The organism is Mesorhizobium sp. ArgA1, from assembly GCF_053714375.1.
Genome location: NZ_JBSKBQ010000066.1, coordinates 1 through 3,728, shown reverse-complemented (window position 1 = coordinate 3,728; position 3,728 = coordinate 1). Strand labels below are relative to the sequence as shown.

At 59.3% G+C, this 3,728-nt stretch carries 2 protein-coding genes and 3 pseudogenes; 2 read left to right on the top strand and 3 right to left on the bottom strand.

Features of this window, described 5'->3' with window-relative positions; genetic code table 11:
- Positions 1 to 346: 346 nt before the first annotated feature.
- Both ACWGTI_RS32155 and ACWGTI_RS32150 read right to left on the bottom strand, forming a co-directional pair.
- A pseudogene (locus tag ACWGTI_RS32155) lies at positions 347 to 1,389 on the bottom strand (IS110 family transposase).
- 192 nt (positions 1,390 to 1,581) lie between these two features.
- A pseudogene (locus tag ACWGTI_RS32150) lies at positions 1,582 to 1,896 on the bottom strand (IS66 family transposase); the annotation flags it as partial.
- A gap of 1 nt (position 1,897) precedes the next feature.
- On the opposite strand from ACWGTI_RS32150, the gene ACWGTI_RS32145 reads away from it, so the two are divergent.
- Positions 1,898 to 2,137, top strand: a complete 240-nt coding sequence (locus tag ACWGTI_RS32145; RefSeq protein ID WP_454578938.1) for a hypothetical protein — start codon at positions 1,898 to 1,900, stop codon at positions 2,135 to 2,137.
- Positions 2,138 to 2,141: 4 nt separating this feature from the next.
- Positions 2,142 to 2,763 (top strand): annotated as a pseudogene (locus ACWGTI_RS32140) (LLM class flavin-dependent oxidoreductase); the annotation flags it as partial.
- On the opposite strand, the gene ACWGTI_RS32135 reads toward ACWGTI_RS32140, so the two are convergent.
- Positions 2,649 to 3,011 carry a hypothetical protein gene (locus tag ACWGTI_RS32135; RefSeq protein WP_454590618.1) on the bottom strand — a complete coding sequence of 121 codons (363 nt, stop codon included), beginning with the start codon at positions 3,009 to 3,011 and terminating at the stop codon, positions 2,649 to 2,651. The pseudogene ACWGTI_RS32140 and the gene ACWGTI_RS32135 overlap by 115 nt on opposite strands.
- Positions 3,012 to 3,728: the final 717 nt, after the last annotated feature.

Sequence of the window (3,728 nt, the reverse complement as noted above, 5' to 3'; positions counted from 1 at the left end):
CTCCCAGCATGAATGTTGAATCAGAACCGCGATGATTTGGGAATCCCACGACTCCCACAAATCTCATCCCGCTCTAATCGGCGTGGTGAAGTCAAGCGCGATCGAGCTTTCCACTTGTGCGGCGGATAACGTCTTTTCGCGGCCCTTGCTTCTCTCCGGGATCGGCGTCAAAGCCCTCCCACCATGGGATCAGAAGAATGATATGGTCCAATCTCATTTCATTTGCATGCTACCGGCGCAGAGCGCTGCCGCGATAAGCGCTTACACGAACTCATATCATTCACGTCCGCGAAGGACGTCTTCCGCCGTAAGGCGGAACTTTGTGTCTACGTGGTGTAGACTTGAATCAGCTTGCTGCTGCCGGCGCCACCTCCCGTGTCCAGCGGAAGTCGGTCCCGTCGCTCCACATACGGTGGAGGATCACGGCAAGTCGTCGCGCCAGTGCCACGATTGCTTTCCGGGCGCCCCTCCGCTTGGCGACATTCATCGCCCAAGCCTTCAGCCATGACCATTTTGCCGATCGCGTCAGAAGAGCCTGCGCTGCTTCGTAGAGCAGGCCTCGCAGCATGGCGTCGCCACACAGGGTGACGTGGCCTATCCGTTTGCTCTCGCCGGACTGATTGAGCAGCGGTGTCAGTCCGAGCACGGCCCCCACGGCGCGCGACGTTCGGAAGCGGGCAGGAATGTCGATCGTCGCCACATAGGCGAGCGACACGATCGGGCCGACGCCAGGCACCGTCGTCAGCCGGCGGCAGACAGGATCCTGTTTGGCCTCGTCCCGAACGATACGGTCCAGCTTGGCGAACTCGTCCCGCAGCTTCTCCCGGGCGGCAAGCAGCGGCTCGACGATGGCGACCAGACCGGGCAAGCCTTCGATCAGTTCGCGGATGCGCGTCTCGTATTTCACGGTGCCGACAATACCGACCTTCAGCCCGAAGTTCCGCAACAGTCCCCGGATGTCGTTCTCGATCGCAATGGCTTTTTCCTGCAGCAGCTTTCGGGCGGTCAGCATGGCGCGCCGCTCCTGGCTGGTCAGCGTCTTGACGTGCACCGCCTTGAAGAGGTGGACACGCATCATCTGGGCGATGCCGCGCGCATCGGTGCGGTCGCTCTTGTTCGGCTGCTGCGCCTTCAGAAAGGCTTTCGTGTGCCGGGTCTCGATACAGATCACCGGGAGGCTGGCCTTGGCGAGACCTTCATAGAGCCATTGGGACAGGGGCCCGCTTCAAGGCCAACCCGCTCAAAATGCCATCGCGGGTCACAAAGCAGTTTCGCGATATCCTCGGGGTGGCTGACCACCTTCGTTTCCCGGCAGATTTTTCCGGTCTCGTCGATGATGCATATGGACGTTTCTTTGACAGAGACATCGAGGCCTGCATAGTATTTCATTGCTACGCTTCCTTTCTGGTGCTTGTGGCTGATTCATTCACGACCCCAGACCACATTTTATCATCAGCTCGAAGCGCAGCACCTTCCTTTTACCGGCGGCAAGATGGGGCGCGAAGCCGATTACCCCATCTCATTTCCATGCGCGTTGACGCGGCCCGTTTGACGGGGTCGCTGTCAGACGGCTGCATTGGATCACGCAGCGGCGGTTTTGGCGAAGTTGAAGGGCAGCAGGTCGGTGATGTCGGCGTCTGTGCTGCCGCAATTCGCTGAGGACGTGGCGCAAGTACGCCAAGGGCTCGACGCCACAGGTGCGGCAGGTCAGCATCAGGCTGTATATGACGGCGCTGGCCCTGGCTCCATTCACGGTATCGCTGAACAGCCAGGATTTTCTGCCGGTGGCAAAGATTCTGATATCGCGTTCGAGGAGGTTGTTGTCGATCGGCATCCTGCCGTCTTCTTTGTATCGCGTAGGTATTCCCACTGGTTCAGAGTGTAGGACACGGCGTCGATGGGCGTGGCGGCCGTCATTATCGGCGCGCGCAACCGTTCGGATCTGACCTCGAACGTCGCCGTCTCCTGCCTCGCCCTGAGCGCCGAGGACCTGGACCTCATCGCCGGAGTGCTGGCGGAAATAAGGGAGCTCGAGGACGACGTCTATGGGCTGGAGCGCGACACTGAAACGGCAGCCTGTCCGCAACTCCCGTTCGCTTGGCTCAACGTCCGGCGCCCCGGACAAAGTTGGAGATAGTTGAATGAGAAAAGCCTCCCCTTCCAAGCTAGCTTTAGGCATTTTCGATCATTTGGACGAGGACGGTAGGGCTATTGCACGTCAATACGCGGACCGCCTCAGGCTAGCAGAAGCCTGTGATCGGCCAGGTTTTTATGCTTACCACCTAGCGGAGCACCATTGTTCGCCGCATGGGAGAAGCCCGTCGCCAAATCTGTTCTTATCGAGCGTCGCACAGCGTACCCGGCAACTTCGTATTGGTCCCTTGGTCATGTTGCTGAGTCTTTGTCCCGCTGCGTGCGTTCGAGGAGATCTGCATGCTTGACCACTTGAGCGGTGGTAGGGTCGAGTTAGGTATAGGGCGCGGCTCTCTTCCGATTGAGCTAGCGTACTTCGGGATTGATGCGGATACAGTTCCAGGGCGCTATCTTGAAGCCAGCGAACTCCTGATGAAGGCGATGAGGCAGGCCACTCTTTCCTACCGGGGCCAGCATTTTGAGCTAAACAATGTCCCTTTGACGCTGAAGCCTCTTCAACGTCCGCAGCCGCCAACATGGATCGCCACAAACCGACCTGAATTTGCGTGCTGGGCCGCCGCAAATGGCGCAAATGTCGAGTGTGTTGAACCCGCCTCGGGCAGACGGAAGGCGGCGATCAGATCGGCCGATTTCGCAATACGCTCACGCGCGGTGCCGTCGGCCTTGTCCATCGTTTCGGGGCTGGTCACGAAAGCCGCGAGGCTGGCTTGAGCAAGCCGATCGCCTTTACGATGAAATAGTCTTGTAGAACGCGACCGCCGCGCCATCCAAGCCGCAGCAAGGCCGCCCCGAATTGGCGACAATTCAAGATCCTCGGAAAGTGCACTGAGCTCGTTGAGCGCGGTCTCTTTTTCCATTTAATTCTGCGAATCCGACCTCAAGGATTTCAGGAGACCGGTAATCAACGCCTACGCCAAGGACGGGCGGCACTTTTACCTCCTGGTGCCGGCACCAGGGTCTCCAGCCTCTCCCCGGATCCCAAGATCATCAGGCTCTACATCAGCGCCTTCGCCGCCGGCGAGCCGAGGCAATAGGAGGGGTCAACTTCTCACTTCGCTTGACAGCCAAACGTTCCGTTCGAGCAGCCGATGAGATGGGCACTTCGGGTTGCCGCACTGGTCAGCATCACGTTGGCAGCCGCCGCGCTGACCACCGACCGAAGCATGAACCGGGGGATGACCTCAATAAGAAGGCCGCGAAACATCCGTCGCTCGATGACGGGCGCGAAGATACCCCTTAGAAGGGCCGCCAGCCAATGTGGCCCGGCCGCGAGCCACCATTTTTTCACGCACCAGACGCTTGACGTCAGGCTGTCGTCAAGAAGGTCTGCTAATCAGTTTCTGCCGCCGCTGTGCTGTTGCCCGATCCAACCGGCCTTTGTGCGGCACGCCCTGCTCGCGTACTTCCTCCCCGCGGGCAGGGCGCCATTCAAGAGATGGGCGAAAAGGCAACTCTGACAAATGAAGGACTGGAGAAAAGTGGTTCCACTGAGAATGGTTGCGTCGCCGGTTGGCGACCTGGCATTTGCAGCTGAGGCGCTTGGAGATTTTGACTACTTTTCAAGGCACTACCGG

Bases quoted from the DNA above. Each gene is read 5' to 3' on its own strand.
- ACWGTI_RS32145 (WP_454578938.1), top strand. From the start codon at position 1,898: ATGGGCGTGGCGGCCGTCATTATCGGCGCGCGCAACCGTTCGGATCTG.
- ACWGTI_RS32135 (WP_454590618.1), bottom strand. From the start codon at position 3,011: ATGGAAAAAGAGACCGCGCTCAACGAGCTCAGTGCACTTTCCGAGGAT.